Annotated in this window: 20 protein-coding genes; 9 read left to right on the plus strand and 11 right to left on the minus strand. The window is 54.1% G+C overall.

Translation table 11 applies throughout. From position 1 onward, the window contains the following. Window positions 1-61: 61 nt before the first annotated feature. From HRH33_RS08585 to HRH33_RS08595, 3 genes are all read left to right on the plus strand, one after another. A complete protein-coding gene (locus HRH33_RS08585; protein WP_173603387.1) occupies window positions 62-1,147 on the plus strand; it encodes a site-specific integrase in 1,086 nt (361 codons plus the stop codon). Window positions 1,148-1,256: 109 nt separating this feature from the next. Next, a complete protein-coding gene (locus HRH33_RS08590) occupies window positions 1,257-2,414 on the plus strand; it encodes a DUF262 domain-containing protein (protein WP_173603388.1) in 1,158 nt (385 codons plus the stop codon). 1 nt (window position 2,415) lies between these two features. Beyond that, window positions 2,416-3,087 carry an MAE_28990/MAE_18760 family HEPN-like nuclease gene (locus HRH33_RS08595; protein ID WP_173603389.1) on the plus strand — a complete coding sequence of 224 codons (672 nt, stop codon included), beginning with the start codon at window positions 2,416-2,418 and terminating at the stop codon, window positions 3,085-3,087. On the opposite strand, the gene HRH33_RS08600 is transcribed toward HRH33_RS08595, so the two are convergent. The 10 genes from HRH33_RS08600 to HRH33_RS08645 form a co-directional block, all read right to left on the minus strand. Continuing rightward, window positions 3,032-4,096 carry a DNA cytosine methyltransferase gene (locus HRH33_RS08600; RefSeq protein ID WP_173603390.1) on the minus strand — a complete coding sequence of 355 codons (1,065 nt, stop codon included), beginning with the start codon at window positions 4,094-4,096 and terminating at the stop codon, window positions 3,032-3,034. The genes HRH33_RS08595 and HRH33_RS08600 overlap by 56 nt on opposite strands. Before the next feature lie 150 nt (window positions 4,097-4,246). Then, complete coding sequence (locus HRH33_RS08605) at window positions 4,247-4,516, minus strand: pyocin activator PrtN family protein (RefSeq protein WP_173603391.1); 270 nt, start codon at window positions 4,514-4,516, stop codon at window positions 4,247-4,249. Continuing rightward, the gene (locus HRH33_RS08610; protein WP_173603392.1) at window positions 4,513-4,797 is read right to left on the minus strand and encodes a hypothetical protein; all 285 of its coding nucleotides are present in this window, start codon (window positions 4,795-4,797) and stop codon (window positions 4,513-4,515) included. The genes HRH33_RS08605 and HRH33_RS08610 overlap by 4 nt, the downstream gene beginning before the upstream one ends. Beyond that, window positions 4,794-5,336: a phosphohydrolase gene (locus HRH33_RS08615; protein WP_173603393.1), complete on the minus strand. Its 543-nt coding sequence runs from the start codon at window positions 5,334-5,336 to the stop codon at window positions 4,794-4,796. Before HRH33_RS08615 ends, HRH33_RS08610 begins: the two co-directional genes overlap by 4 nt. After that, window positions 5,333-5,554 carry a hypothetical protein gene (locus HRH33_RS08620; RefSeq protein WP_173603394.1) on the minus strand — a complete coding sequence of 74 codons (222 nt, stop codon included), beginning with the start codon at window positions 5,552-5,554 and terminating at the stop codon, window positions 5,333-5,335. The genes HRH33_RS08615 and HRH33_RS08620 overlap by 4 nt, the downstream gene beginning before the upstream one ends. Next, window positions 5,551-5,952 carry a hypothetical protein gene (locus HRH33_RS08625; protein WP_173603395.1) on the minus strand — a complete coding sequence of 134 codons (402 nt, stop codon included), beginning with the start codon at window positions 5,950-5,952 and terminating at the stop codon, window positions 5,551-5,553. The genes HRH33_RS08620 and HRH33_RS08625 overlap by 4 nt, the downstream gene beginning before the upstream one ends. A 49-nt stretch (window positions 5,953-6,001) precedes the next feature. Then, on the minus strand, window positions 6,002-6,328 hold the full coding sequence (locus HRH33_RS08630) for a pyocin activator PrtN family protein (RefSeq protein ID WP_173603396.1): 327 nt from the start codon (window positions 6,326-6,328) through the stop codon (window positions 6,002-6,004). Beyond that, window positions 6,279-6,458 carry a hypothetical protein gene (locus HRH33_RS08635; protein WP_173603397.1) on the minus strand — a complete coding sequence of 60 codons (180 nt, stop codon included), beginning with the start codon at window positions 6,456-6,458 and terminating at the stop codon, window positions 6,279-6,281. The genes HRH33_RS08630 and HRH33_RS08635 overlap by 50 nt, the downstream gene beginning before the upstream one ends. A 25-nt stretch (window positions 6,459-6,483) precedes the next feature. Continuing rightward, entirely contained in the window at window positions 6,484-6,768 is a 285-nt protein-coding gene (locus HRH33_RS08640) for a phage antirepressor KilAC domain-containing protein (protein WP_169903532.1), read from the minus strand. 9 nt (window positions 6,769-6,777) lie between these two features. After that, on the minus strand, window positions 6,778-7,359 hold the full coding sequence (locus HRH33_RS08645) for a hypothetical protein (protein ID WP_173603398.1): 582 nt from the start codon (window positions 7,357-7,359) through the stop codon (window positions 6,778-6,780). A 359-nt stretch (window positions 7,360-7,718) separates the two neighbouring features. On the opposite strand from HRH33_RS08645, the gene HRH33_RS08650 reads away from it, so the two are divergent. Further along, window positions 7,719-8,732: a DUF2806 domain-containing protein gene (locus tag HRH33_RS08650; protein ID WP_173603399.1), complete on the plus strand. Its 1,014-nt coding sequence runs from the start codon at window positions 7,719-7,721 to the stop codon at window positions 8,730-8,732. Here the strand turns inward: HRH33_RS08650 and HRH33_RS08655 are convergent, their stop codons facing one another. Then, complete coding sequence (locus tag HRH33_RS08655; protein ID WP_173603400.1) at window positions 8,733-9,458, minus strand: LexA family protein; 726 nt, start codon at window positions 9,456-9,458, stop codon at window positions 8,733-8,735. Window positions 9,459-9,536: 78 nt separating this feature from the next. On the opposite strand from HRH33_RS08655, the gene HRH33_RS08660 reads away from it, so the two are divergent. The 5 genes from HRH33_RS08660 to HRH33_RS08680 all read left to right on the plus strand — a co-directional run bounded on the left by HRH33_RS08660 (window position 9,537) and on the right by HRH33_RS08680 (window position 13,431). Next, window positions 9,537-9,797, plus strand: coding sequence for a hypothetical protein (locus tag HRH33_RS08660; RefSeq protein ID WP_173603401.1), 261 nt, complete (start codon window positions 9,537-9,539; stop codon window positions 9,795-9,797). A 328-nt stretch (window positions 9,798-10,125) separates the two neighbouring features. Next, window positions 10,126-10,644 carry a phage regulatory CII family protein gene (locus HRH33_RS08665; protein ID WP_173603402.1) on the plus strand — a complete coding sequence of 173 codons (519 nt, stop codon included), beginning with the start codon at window positions 10,126-10,128 and terminating at the stop codon, window positions 10,642-10,644. Next, window positions 10,637-10,864, plus strand: a complete 228-nt coding sequence (locus HRH33_RS08670) for a TraR/DksA family transcriptional regulator (RefSeq protein ID WP_093126267.1) — start codon at window positions 10,637-10,639, stop codon at window positions 10,862-10,864. The genes HRH33_RS08665 and HRH33_RS08670 overlap by 8 nt, the downstream gene beginning before the upstream one ends. Further along, entirely contained in the window at window positions 10,854-13,073 is a 2,220-nt protein-coding gene (locus HRH33_RS08675) for a VapE domain-containing protein (RefSeq protein WP_173603578.1), read from the plus strand. Before HRH33_RS08670 ends, HRH33_RS08675 begins: the two co-directional genes overlap by 11 nt. Next, window positions 13,066-13,431 (plus strand): PA0613 family protein, encoded by a 366-nt coding sequence (locus tag HRH33_RS08680; RefSeq protein ID WP_173603403.1) that lies wholly within the window; start codon window positions 13,066-13,068, stop codon window positions 13,429-13,431. Before HRH33_RS08675 ends, HRH33_RS08680 begins: the two co-directional genes overlap by 8 nt. Window positions 13,432-13,820: the final 389 nt, after the last annotated feature.

The following is a 13,820-nucleotide window of genomic DNA, read 5'->3' on the forward strand; positions in this document are numbered from 1 at the left end:
TTGTTTTCTAGAGTCGGTTGCTACATTGTAGCGATCGAATTCGGCAATGTAGCAACTGGAAATGGGCACGATCACAGCACGTAACCGCAAGGACAACTCGACAGCCTACACGGCGCAGATACGGATCAATCGGGATGGCAAGACAGTTTATCAGGAAAGCCAAACCTTCGATCGTAAGCAGGTCGCCCAGGCCTGGATCAAGCGACGGGAAACCGAGCTGGCCCAGCCAGGTGCTATTGAGCGGGCGAATCGGAAAGGGGTGACGATCAAGAAGATGATCGAGCAGTACCTGGATGAGTACGAGAAGATCCGGCCGCTGGGGAAGACCAAGAGCGCGACGTTGAGCGCGATCAAGGAAACCTGGCTTGGAGAGTTGGACGACTCAGCGCTGAACAGCCAGAAGTTGGTGGAGTACGCGCAGTGGCGGATGAGCGAGGAAGGCGGCGGTGTGCAGGCGCAGACGGTTGGTAATGATCTGTCGCATCTGGGCGCTGTGCTGTCTGTGGCGCGGCCGGCATGGGGCTATGAGGTCGATTCTCATGCAATGCCTGATGCACGCAAGGTCTTGCGCAAGCTTGGCATGGTCAGCAAGAGCAAGGAGCGTAATCGCCGGCCAACGCTCGATGAGCTGGATAAGCTCATGGGGCATTTTTTCGAGATGCAGCAGCGCCGGCCGGACTCTATACACATGCCGAAGATGATTGCCTTTGCGCTTTTCTCGACGCGTCGGCAAGAGGAGATCACCCGGATTCGATGGGAGGATCTCGACTGCGCTCGGCAGGCTGTGCTGGTGCGGGACATGAAAAACCCTGGGCAAAAAATCGGTAACGATGTTTGGTGTCATTTGCCTGATGAGGCTTGGGCGATCATTTGCACAATGCCGAAGGTTGAGCGAGAGATCTTTCCCTACAATGCCAAATCGGTGTCGGCGGCTTTTACGCGGGCGTGCCCGATGCTTGGGATTGAGGACTTGCACTTTCATGATCTGCGTCATGAAGGTGTAAGTCGACTTTTTGAGATGGATTGGGATATTCCTAGAGTGTCAAGTGTTTCGGGGCACCGTGACTGGAACTCTTTGCGTCGTTATACCCACCTTCAAGGGAGAGGGAATCAGTACAAAAATTGGAAATGGCTTGAACATTTGTAGGTCATTGAGATGCCCAATGAGCGCAAAAATATCGTTTTACTGCTGGCAGCAGTGACGCTACGCTGTGGCACGATGCTATTGCCCTTAAGACTTGATGAATGGAACTCCAATGCCTACTCCAATGGAAGATTTAAGAAAAGAACTACAGCTAGCTCGCACTGAGGAGAGTCGTCAGCAGGCTTTGGCGAAAATGGAAGATTTGCGGTTGCAGGCTGAAAACTCGATACGAAATGCACAAAAAAATATTGCTTATAGTACTCGAGAATTTCCGATTGAAACGATCCTTCAGAAGTATCAGGATGGGATACATACGGAGGAGAACGAGCTATTCATTCCTGATTATCAGCGGGATTATAAATGGGACGTAAAAACTCTTTCCCGCTTCATAGAAAGTATTTTGTTGGATTTTCCTATACCGTACATTTATATAGCAAACGTTTCTGCGGAAGATCCAGAGCTGGATGGGCGGGTTGAAATCATTGATGGTTCACAACGAATCCGGGCGTTGGATTATTTCGTAACCAATCAAATTGCTCTACAGGACCTTAAGGAGCTGAAGGCTCTTGAAGGGTTCTATTTTGACGATTTGCCAGCCGGGCGTAAAAGGCGTTTTTTGCGTGAGACCTTGCGGTTTGTTGAACTCAAAGGCGATGTGAGTGAGTCACATAGACGCGATCTTTTTGAACGTATTAACTCAGGGATGAAGAAGTTGGTGGGTGCAGAAACTCGGCACGGTTCAGAGTTTGCTTCCTCTCCGTTTTACAAGCAAATTATCGTTCCATGTTCTGAAGATGAGTTATTCTCAAAACTCGCACCGCTCTCGAATAAGAAGAAGTCAAATGGAGATCACTTGGAGCTGGTTACTCGGTTCTTTGCTTATCTCAATGATTTGGCTGCTTACGACGGTAAGGTATTGCAGTTTCTTGAGGAGTTTCTTGCTAAGAGCGTGGGGCGGGATGATGGCGCTATCTCGACGGATCTTGCCGAATTCAACCAAACTATGCAGTTTATTGATGCACATTTCGCCATGGGTTTTAGACGAACTCCAACGAGTAAAACTACACCGCGTGCAAGGTTTGAGGCTATTGCTGTGGGAGTCGCGCTCGCTTTAAGAGAAGTGCCAGGCTTGGGTGAGCCGGCTACACCTGTCAGTGAGTGGCTGTTTAGTGATGAGTTCCAAGCCGTGATCAGTGCGGATAGTGCTAATAATAAGGCTCAACTATTGGCTCGAATTGGCTACGTTAAAAGTAAAATTCTAGGAGCTTAATATGCTCGAAGCTGTCAAGGATGAGTTTGATAAGCGCTCTGAGGAAATAGATACGCTTTATTCACATATCGTGAGTTTAGATTCGGAGAAGAATGAGTCGATTAGAGAGGCCTCCGTAGGCCTCATTTCTATATTAGCTTCCTCATTGAGCTTGATGCTTTACAATCAGGTTGAGTCTACTGCGTTCTCCTGTGTGGAATCAATCTATGACAGCGTTCATGAAAAACGAATTAGCTTTAACAGATTAGTGCCTGGGTTCAAAAAGAAAATTTTGAATGACTGTCGACAGGCGTATCACTCAGTAGATAGCTTGATGTCCGGGCTTCATAATAACGATATATCGGAAGTTATTGCTAGGACCTCGCTTAAACTGGAAAAGGTCTTCAGTGGTAACGTGGATGCTAGGAGGTTGAGGGAGGTGCTTGGATGTTATCACCTCGCCATTACTGGACCATCCCCATTGAATCAAGGGGCAGAGTTACATGGGTTGAGGATTGCTAGAAATTCCCTTGCTCACGGCTCCGCATCTTTCGAAAAATACGGACGGAGCCTTACAGTTTCTGACTTGGACAAATTGCGGGATAATATTCGAGAATATATGTCCCATGTTATTTCTCTTACTGAGGATTATCTTGTTTCTGAGGCTTACTTAAATCCTTCAGATGCTGCGTAAAGGTTTCCCCAATTACTTCGCCCAGTCGAACGGGTACGGCGTTTCCAATCATGGTTCCAATGACTCGTGTGGAAATTTCCGTACCTGGCTCGTAAAACTCATAGTTATCAGGGAATGACTGGAGTATTGCCATTTCTCTAAGCGATAACGCTCGATCTTGCTCAGGGTGGCCGAACCGTCCGGTACCGTAACCGTAGCTTTGGGTTGTGATTGTAGGGCTTGGCTTCTCCCATTGCATTCTGCCATACACGCTTGCATAGGTTGATCCGGAGGCTTTGGCGTGACAAGCGGAGCGAAGAGATTCAGGCCAATCTCTCCAAGTGCCACCAGGCACCGAACATTTAATACGCTGCAAGTTAGTGCTATTTAGCGATGCGGCAAAATGTAATGAGTCATTTGCATCCCTTTCTCCGGCTTGAAGCGGGGGCAGGTGTCCAATTGCGGATTTTACTGTTTCAAATTGATCGGGTTTAAACTGTGGTGCAATTATTTTTATCGGGCCGAGCCTAGAGGCGACTAATACTAGTCGTTTTCTAAGTTGATGTAGTCCGTACTCTGCACAAGAAACCACTTTGTAATCAACCTCGTAGCCTTCAGACTTTAAGGTATCAACAAATTTTAAGTAGACAGTGTGGGTCCGTAATTGTGGAACGTTTTCCATGGTTACGAGTTCAGGCTTGCACTCCAGAACTAACCGTTGAAATTCTCGGAGAAGCATCCACTTATCATCATCGCTCTTACGAGTACTTGAATACTTTGAAAAAGGCTGGCACGGCGCGCAACCTGCGAGTAGCTTAATGTCAGCGGTGCCCAGCCAGTTTTTAACTTCTTCGCTCGTAACTTCAGTTACAGATTTTCCGATGAATACAGAATCTGAATTGTTTTTTTCGTATGCATATTTGCAGGCTAGATCAAAGTCAACGCCATAGGTGACATCAATCCCTGAGTTTTTAAGTCCTCGGGTTAGGCCTCCGGCGCCGCAAAATAAATCAACAGCTGTAACGGTCATTCAGGTCACTCAGTGGTCAAGCGCAAGGGCGTATGGTACAGATTTTTCGACGTAAAATCGATGTCGTAGTCACCATATCTGTGGTTTTTGAAGCGGCTAGCGTCCTTCCCTGGTAAAAATCGTACCTTTCAGGGGGGAGCAGCGAATACATTAAAATCTCGGCCTGCACAGCTGATCCTGCTCTTTTACGGCTTTCTCTCGCTGTCGATCAATGTATTCAGCGAGATCTCTCAGATGGATCCCGAGCCCGGCTTTTTGGCTCTGTGCGCCAAGACGAACCACGGGGATATCAATCTCGCCAGTCAGCTGCTTGTGCTTAAATTTTTCTACCGTCAAATTCATGTAGTCAGCGCAGACTCGGGAAAGTGGAATCACCGCCTGACCGTCATATTGAGCCATCAGCAAAAAAAGCGTGTTCATGCGGCCTCCAATGTATTGACCATCAATTTGTGAGCTGGTGGCTGGCGCTTGTACCCCAAGGCAGGCTGCGCGAGCGGGCGTTCCTGAGCGTTTAGCGTTGCATCAGCGAGCGCTGCCCCGCGCAGCTTTTCGTGGGGTACAAGTGCCTCGGCAGTGGCGCGGGAAGGAGCAGTAATGCCTGCTGCTGCGCAGCAGAGACTGTTTGTTTCTAGCGTGTCGACGCTACCTGCAGTGCGGACCAAAGCGGGCAGTGTGCTGGTGTTGTCCTGTCGGTTCTTCATGCCGCTTTCCTCCGATGCTCGATAGCGAGTTGGTCCATCAGCCGCTGGTGGTAGGTAAGCCGGGCTTCGGCGGCAGGCCATGGGCGGATGGTTTCAACCATGGGTTCGATGCCGACCAAGCAATCCCAGATAGCCGGATCGGTTGGCATGAGGTCGCGGCGTTCGGTCGCAAGTGCAATCAGGTCGGCCTTGTAGATGCAGGCGGGGAGTTCTGGGGCGATGTCGAACCGTTCGCACACTCGCCACCAGATACAGTCCTCGAAATGCTGGAAGGCGCTAATCCACTGCTTGAGTGGCCGCGTCATGTCACCTAGGTACGCCTCGGCGGCGTCGTGAAGTAAGGCTGCGAGTTTGTGTTCTTCCGGCACCAGCTCGGCGACGATGCAGCTGTGTTGGGCCACGCTGTAGAACTCGCGGGTGTGGCCGTTGAATCGGCACAGGTGGGCCAGTGCGTGCGAGATGTCCCGCGGATCGATCATGTCGGCGTCAGGCTCGAACAAGTCGAAGCGCTTGCCGGTGGAGGTGAGGATCCAGTTCATGCGGCTTCCCTCACCAAATCGGCCAGCAACAAGGCGTTATCGGTTGCCTTGTGCAATTGGCGCAGAGCTTCATAGCCGATCAGGGCTTTCAGCTGGCGGTCGAACTCTTTGCTGTAGCGGGTCAGAGCGCGCAGTTCCTTGGCGGCCTTGGCGTGTTGCTGCTGCAGTGTGCCGGCGGCTTCGGGTGTCAGGCGCAGCATAGGGATGGCTCGGCTCATGCTGCATCCCCCTTCAATTCGAAGCGATCCATCAGCGCAGCCATATTCAGTGCCTTGTCACGTAGGGCAAGCGCCTGAGTTGCTTGGGTTTCGGATCTGACAGCGCGGAAGGTGTCTGCCGCGAGCTTCAGCTTTTCGGCAATGGCCAAAAGGGTGTAGCGGTCTTGCGGTTCCCGGCTCAATAGGAGTTCGGTGCGCATGCATTGATCTGACATATCTTTGAGAGAGGCTGCGTATGCGGCTGAAGCTTCCTCCCGGCCCGAGACGTGCCCGTCGGAATAGCCTTCGTCGTAGCCATCATTTTTGCCATCTGTGAGGCCGCCTCGGTAGCCGACCCAGTAGAGGATGCCGGCGGCGATTACGATGCCGATCAATGCGCAGATTTGAATTGCAGTCATGTGGTGTGCTCCTAGTAGTTACGTTGGCTGGTGGTGGCAGCCGTTGGGGTTACTGGTCCTGCTCGGTTAGATCGTTTTGCGGTCGCGGCATGTCCTCGTCTGCTCTGTAGGCGCGGATATCGATCAGTGCCGCGACGTGCTTGATGTGCGCGTACCGCAACGCCTTCACACTGTGATCCAGCGTGGTCACCGGCAGCTGAATCCGGCCGCTGTTGATCGCCTCGGTGAAGGTCTTTTCGTTGAGGTTCTTGAAGTAGTGCACGCGCAGCTTTTCCAGGGGGATAAGAACGTCACCGAAGAGTTGGTGCAGCATCTCGACGGTCGCGCTATCCGGCGCGGGTTGCAGCCGTAGCGGTGTTTGACTGTGGTTGCTCATGGGCGGCGGCCTCCTTGCGTTTGAGTCGTGAAGGGTGGTTCCAGGCATTCAGGCAGTGGCGTTTGGTCAACTCCCGCAGATGCTCCGGCACTTCGAGGAGCGCGGCGTTGCGCTCCTCGCGTGTGCGCATAGCGACGATCTGGCGGGCGTACTCCCTAGGCCACGTCACGGTTGTCTGCCGGGATGGCTGGCAGTTCGAGGCCCAACTGTTCGGCGAGCCAACGGATGCCGGCTTGGCGGACCTTGGTCGACTGGCTGTACTGCATGCCGGCCGTTTCGTGGTACCAGTTGCCATCCTTGACTCGCAGGTACTCGCGGTCCCGCACCGGGAAAGCCGGTAGGTTGCGGTCGTTGAGCAGGCCTTTTTTACGCATCAGCGCGATCAGTTTCGGGCGAGTGAGGCCGAAGTACTTGGCGGTTTTTTCCAGGCTACGCTCCATGCAGTCCTCCTAGGCTGCATGCGCGGCGGGAGTCGCCACGGCAGCGAGATGGGTGATGGACTCGGCCACCATGGAGTAGATCTCCACGTCGCTGCCGTACACCGTGAAGCACTTGGTACGCGGCTTCCTGACGCCGATGCTCATGATAGTTGTGATGCCAGCGCGGGTTTTGTTGCGATGGATTGCCAGGTTGATCGGTTGCTCGAAGCCCATATCGAGACTGAGTGCGCCTCCGGTTTGAACCAGGTCGAATACCTGCTGCTTGTGTTCGGTCTCGAACACGCCGTAGCGGCGGTCTGCGTGCGGCAGAGAGGATGGATCGGTTGGGTTGGTTGGCCCGTTGACGATCTCCTCAATGAAGTCCGCAAGCTTGAGGTGCATCTTCTTGGTATTGGTCAGGGTCAGCGTGTGGCGTTCGCTGCCCAGCTCAACAGTGAAGTGCGTGTCGACTTTGCGGCGCTCGACGTTCAGGCGGAAGGCCAGGGCCTCACGCTGTGTTTCTGCGCGCAGCAGGTGGTTGAAGGTTTGGGTAAGGCTGACCTGGGCCTTGAGCAGGGTCAGGGTACGGTTGTCGAGTTTGTACTTTTTCATGCCGCGCTCCCTCCGCCGTTTGGATCGAAAGGGGCGGGTGCGTAGCGCTGTTTCAGCTTGGGTTTGGACGCGATGAAGACGCAGCCGCAGTCTTGTGCCAGGCGGCGGACTTCGAAGATACGGGAGGGGTTAGCTACGGCCGGATGGACGTGCAGGGTGGCTGTGGTGTGCATGGTGTTGCCTCGCTCTGTGGTGGAAGAGTGAGGAAAATATCAACTATTGGTTGAATTATGTCAACTAATGGTTGATTTCTTTGGTTGTGGTTGCTTCTCTTGCTAAGTTAAGTCTTGCTAATGGCGCGTAGCTACTAGGAAAAAGTCCTATAGCGTCAGGTCCGCCATCATCGAAAAGGAGTGGATATGGAGTCGCCCGGAGAAAATTTGGTCATTAGGATGTGGGATACCCTTATGGGTAAGGGTATTGGAGGGCTGCTGCGGCCAGGCCAGATGAAGAGGGAGGGGTTGGCTAGTATCAGTGTTGATAGGGCTAGGATGCTTATCGACGCACAAACCCAGAGAGACGTAGAAGAAATTAAATCTGGGAGGAAAGATGCTTCAGACTTTCCTCTTGAGCTGAAGTTTGCCAATGCCGATAACATCGCAAATATTGTAAATCGTATTGAACCAAGTCTCAGTATGGATACGTTAATTGAGGTGGGGAATTCTAGAGTTCTAAATGACGCTTTAAGGCATGAAGTTAATACTGCGAATGCTATAATTTTTGCAGAAGAGGTTCTTCGAGGTGATGATACGGAGCCTTCTAGTGAAAAGGTTGATGAGGACTGGCTTTATAGATGGAGGGATTACACGGGTGACGTTTCAAATGCGGATCTCCAAATGCTATGGGGACGAGTTCTTGCGGGAGAGGTTAAAAATCCAGGAACATATTCCTTTCGATGTATGGAGTTTATTCGTAATCTTTCTCAGTCAGAAGCAAAACTGATTGAGGCAATGTGCAGCTTGGTTGTTGATATTTTCATATGGAGGCCGAGCACCGATAAACTCCCGTTACGTATGAGTCAACTCCTAGAATTGGAGGAATTGGGTTTGGTTAGTGGTGTGGCCGGTTCGTTAAGCCTGCAGTATAAGCATACTGAAGCTCCAGGTGCCGGCTGGTCTAAATTGCTACGCTCTAACGGTAAGTGTTTGTATGTGCAGCATTCAGATGAAAGCTCGGTTCTTAAGATTCCTGCTTATGCGATAACTAAACTTGGTATGCAAATTTCTACGTTGGGAAGTTTTAATTCTAATATTGGGTACTTGGAAGATATGGCGAGGTCTTTTGTTGCTCAAGGCTATACAGTGCAAATGGGTGACATAACCGCAGAGAAGGATGGTTATGTTTTATGGGGTAACAAAGTTGTAATTACTTGATTATTCTGGGATGAAAGACCCCACGACTTTTCCGCAAATATGCGTCTCCTCCGTAATGTCGATGATTGGATATTGCGGATTTATTGGTCTGAGAAATTGCCGGCCTGCATCTTCAACTAATATTTTAAATGTGGCCTCATTAGTGCGCGGAACCCTTGCGATCACCCGGTCTCCTGTTTTCGTTTCAGCTTCTGGATCGACAAAAATGATGCACCCTGTTGGGTAGCTACGGCCTGGTCCGGGGTTTGTCATGGAATCGCCAAGAACTTTCAGGGCATAACCACTCTCACTGATCGGGACAGGGCAAGAAAGCCATGATTCGCCGTCATGCTGCTCAAAGTTTGATTCACACCATGCCCCGGCCTGAACCCACGAAATCAATGGGACTTTGCCAAAACGTCGAGTCACCTCTCGGATATTGCTCTCGCCACCTACGCCGAGTTGATAAACATTACTCTCCCCGGTCTGCTCTTTAGGCAAAACGCCATATTGCAGCCATTCCCGCCTTACCTTCAGCCATGAGCACAGCACGGCCAGGTTATCCGCTTCAGGAATAGCTTCGCCATTCAGCCACTTGCTGATCGCTTGAGGGCTTTTTTCAGCCCCAACCTCCAGCAAATGTTTATGAATGTCCGCACCACGTCCCCGGGTGCGTACACCGGCATCGTCGAGTGCTTCGTGAAGGCGCGCCGTGAAAGCTGCCCGTAGCTCGTTCTTATCAACCATGAGTTGATGCTCTCACAGGGGTTGCGCAATAGTCAGTTGATGTTAATATCAACCGCGAGTTGATAAATGGAGGTTGCCATGTTGGACCCCGCAGATTTTCCGAACGCCATCGCGTTCGCATTTGAAGCAGTAGGCGGCATTGGAGCCGCGGCCAAGGTATGTGACAGGAGTTACCAAGCACTCAATAAATGGCGCTTGGCTGCCAGCCTTCCACGCACCGATTACACAGGTGAAACCCAATACGCGAAGCTTTTAGCGACTGCTGCAGAGCAAAAGGGCAACGCGTTTGACGCGGCCTGGCTGCTGAACGCATCGGCGCCGCAGAAAGCTGCAGCGTAGATAGAAAAAAGGCGACCCAAGGGCCGCCCAGTTCCTCCCGGCACACACCACCACAGTGCTGTCGGGTCGCGACGAAGGTAGGAGGGCACACCACATGCAAACCACCTCCCTTTATCGCGCTGCCAAGACACGGATGTCTTGGGTTGCTGCCTTTTCCACCACAGATTAGGCAGCTGTTGCGCCAGAGGTGAGCAACGGATTGTTCGCCTCGGCACGGTGCCGGTTTCGATCCACAGATCTAGCCGGCGTTTGGGCCCTTTCAAGCCACGCGGCAAATGTATCACCACTACACGTCGCGGGGCACTGGCAACTTAGTAGGATTAATGCCATGAGCCGAGTAGCTTTAAGCTGTGTTGATAGAGCGCAAAGGGAAGTCCTGACGCTCGAATTAGCCCTGTACCACGCCGCACGGGATTATCCCGGCGGTGCAGCTGCAATCGCCGCCACCACCGGCCGCAATGCCACCACCCTGCAGCACAAGTTGTCTCCCACCCATCCCTCCCATGCCGTCAACATTCAAGAGTTCGGCGAGATCCTCGAACTGACCAAGGACCGCCGCATTCTTGATGCGGTGCACGCCCTTGTCGGCGACACGATCTGGCAGGAACTGGCTGAGGCGTACACCAACGACATGCCTGAGACCCTGACCACGGGTATCGCCATGTTTTTCCGGCAGGTCGCCGATTTGTCCGAAACCTGGGCTAAGCACATTGGCGACGGCAAAGTTGATGACGGCGAGCTGGCAGAGATCCGCCAGTTGGTGTTTCGCGGCATTCAAGGTTTGTTGGGCATGTACAACCGCGCCCGCTACGTCAACCAGACGACTTGTGGGGTGGAACGTGGCTGATATCGCTGATTTCGCAAATGATCTGGTGCAAGAGCGCATCGATCAGGCCGTTGCTGCACGCTTGGCGCTGATGTCCAACACAGCTCAGCATTCGCTGATGTTCTGTGACGAATGCGATGGCCCCATCCCCGAAGCCCGTCGTTTGGCACAACCCGGTTGCACGCTCTGCATTGAGTGCAAGACCGTCGATGACCAGAGGGCTGCCCGTTATGCTCGATGACGTGCTCAATCAGTTCGCGGACTACGGTCTCGAACCCGCGCAGCCCCTCGTATTCGGAAAGCTCACTCGCTGCAAAACCACCCAGGATAAGGGCAAGGAAAAGAACGGCTGGTACGTCATCCACGAACACCGCACCGAAAAGAACGAGACGCTGATCTTCGGCAGCTTCGGTGACTGGCGCTCCGGCGACACCCAGAAGGTCAAGGTCAAAGCCGGACGCATGAGCCCCGAAGAGCGCGAAGTCATGCGCGCTCGCCAGGAGGATGCCAAGCGCAAGGCCGCCGAGATCGCGGCCAACGCGTCACGTCGAGCGGCCAACCGCGCTGCCGGATTGTTCAAACGCATGCCGGAAAAGGGCAAGAGCGCCTACTTGGATCGAAAGCAGATCGTCGGCTTCAAGGTTCGCTATGCGCCACGTACCGGCGCTTTTTTGGTACCCATGTGCAACGTGCGCGACCAGATCGTTGGCCTGCAGGTGATCTTCCCCGCGAAGCAAGAGGACACCGGGCGTGACAAAGCCTACTGGCCCTACGGTATGTCGAAGGAAGGCGCATTCCACCTGATCGGCCCACACCCTGAACCGGGCGAGCCGGTGCTGGTGTGTGAGGGCTACGCTACGGGCGCAAGCCTGCACATGGCGACTTCGCTGACCGTCGCCATCGCCTTCGACGCGGGCAACCTGCTGCCGGTCTCCAAGGCCATGCGCGAGCGTTTCCCCGGCTGCCCGCTGATCATCTGTCGCGATGATGACTGGAAGACCAAACGCCCCAACGGCGATCCCTGGAACCCTGGCGAAGAGAAGGCCAACAACGCCGCGCTGGTTGTCGGCGGCCAGGTGGTTGCCCCGGTGTTCTCCGGTGAGCGTGAGATCAAGTGGACTGACTTCAACGACCTGCACGTCGCCGAGGGTTTGGAGGCCGTCCGCCGCCAGGTGCTGGCGGTGGTCAAGCCGCCTGCAGCGGGTGGTTGGAAAGACCAGCTCGCCCGCACCGAGAACGGCTCCCTGATCGCGCACATGCAAAACGTCGAGCTGATCCTGGGCAACGACGAGCGCTGGGCCGGTGTCATCGGTTACAGCGTGTTCAGCTCCAAGATCGTCAAGCTGCGTTCTGCGCCATTCGGCGGTGGTGCCGGCGATTGGGCGGACATTGACGACATGCGAGTGATGAAGTGGCTCGCGCAGCAGTACAACCTACGGGTCAAAGCCTCCCATGTGATCGAGGCGGTCAGCGTGGTTGCTCACGACCATGCCTTTCACCCGGTGCGCGAGTACCTGGAGAAGCTGGAGTGGGACCGCGTGCCTCGCATCGAAACCTGGCTCACTGATGTGTTGGGCGTCCAGGCCAGCGAGTACTCGGCCAAGGTCGGCAAGCGCTGGCTGATCTCTGCGGTCGCACGGGTGATGCGCCCAGGCTGCAAGGCAGACTCGGTGATGATCCTCGAAGGCGGGCAGGGTGCTGGTAAGTCCACAGCCATGGGCGTTCTCGGTGGCGAATGGTTCATGGATACACCCTTTGCCCTCGGCGACAAGGACAGCTTCCAGGCGATTCGCGGCAAGTGGATCGTCGAGCTGGGCGAGCTGGACAGCTTCAACAAAGCCGAAAGCACTAAGGCCAAGCAGTTCTTTTCCGCGTCCACCGACACCTACCGCGAGAGCTACGGCCGCAGAACGAATGACGTGCCACGCCAGTGTGTTTTCGTGGGCACCACCAACCAAGAGGAGTACCTCAAGGACGCCACGGGCAACCGCCGCTATTGGCCGGTGTTCTGCAACAAGGTCGATCTGGAACAACTGCGCGAGATCCGCGATCAGCTGTGGGCCGAGGCGTTGTTCTGCTTCGAGGCCGGCGACATCTGGTGGGTGACTAAGGATGAATCGTGGATGTTCGCTGAAGCGCAGGATGAGCGCTTTGTGGTGGATGAATGGGAAGGACCAATCCTCGCCTGGATGGAAGAGTCGCAGATCGGTGAAACCGCTACCGGCAACGAGATCCTGACCCAGGCGCTGAAGCTCGACTTCGGTCACTGGGGCAAACCCGAGCAGATGCGGGTCGGGGCGATCATGCACCGGCTGGGTTGGCGTAAGCGACGCATGCCGGCATTGGCAAAAAGCGGCGTGCGGCCCTGGGCCTATGAAAAGCCTGCGGGCTGGGGGCGTGCGTCTGCGTTGCAGCAGTCGGTGATCGAGGAGCCTTGCTTCGATGATTAAGCGAATCGACGAGATGCTCAAACTATGGGCGCAGGATCTGCACTCACCTATGCCGGAAAACGGGGGAGGGCCGAGTGGCGGCAACATGATCGCCATGCTGATGGAGTGCAAGGGCGAGCTGATACGCGGAACACGGGGTAGTCGGGTGTTGCTGGACGAGTCGGCGGATATCGAGCTGATCGTCAGGAAACACCTGCCGCCTCGGCTTGCCCTGGTCGTGTGGGAACATTACTGCAACCACGAGAGCTTCCTGTCACAGAAGCTTTTGCACTGTGCATGCAGCTCTCGGACTTACTACATGCGTCTGCATGACGCCCATGTGTTCATCCAGGGGATGCTGATGGGGAAAGCCGCGTGACCCTAGGCGTTACTCCGCATATCTTTGTCCTACTGTCCCGCCTTGTCCAACTCGCATTTAGCGTAGTTGGACAGGCGCAGGCCGCGTCATTATTGGCCTGTCCTACCGTCCAACCTTCACCCGCCCCACGCACACATGAGCATAGCGGGCACGCAATCGCGCCCATGGCGCGCACGCGTGCTTTTAGCTTTCTTTCTATACACAAGAGAAAAGGAATAAAGGTAGGACAGTAGGGCAGAGCCCCGTATTCAGGCGCCTGTAGCTGTCCTACTTGGATCCAGAATAGTGGGGCAGGTAAGACAGGGCACCAGAAGCGACAGCCGATTGAATGCGTTGTCCCTGCGTTGCACCTGCGTCATACCTGTATTGCACCCGTATTGCGCCATGGC

This window comes from Pseudomonas rhodesiae (genome assembly GCF_013285305.1).
GTDB classification, from domain to species: Bacteria; Pseudomonadota; Gammaproteobacteria; order Pseudomonadales; family Pseudomonadaceae; genus Aquipseudomonas; species Aquipseudomonas rhodesiae.